The sequence below is a fragment of the Patiriisocius sp. 208BN25-11 genome (assembly GCF_058147145.1).
Map to the genome: position 1 here is coordinate 1 of NZ_JBYVJY010000194.1, position 217 is coordinate 217.

Consider the following 217-nt stretch of genomic DNA (forward strand, 5'->3'; position numbering starts at 1 on the left):
CTAAAGGTGTATTTGGATCATCGATTCCAGTTGTCTCCTCACAATCTGTAAGACCATCACCATCGGTATCGGTCGAAGAAGGACATAAAGTAGTCACCACTACTGTTACAGTTGCTGTATCACAGTTTGTTGGATTTAGATTCTCACAAATCGTGTAGTCAATCATATACGTCCCCGCTGGTGTGCCTGGCGTTACATCTACACTTCCGTCTGTATT

Annotated in this window: 1 protein-coding gene; it reads right to left on the minus strand. The window is 43.3% G+C overall.

What is annotated here, in order from left to right; translation table 11 throughout:
- On the minus strand, positions 1 to 217 hold a 217-nt coding region (locus ACY2RS_RS16095), incomplete at both ends, for a hypothetical protein (RefSeq protein WP_490099648.1).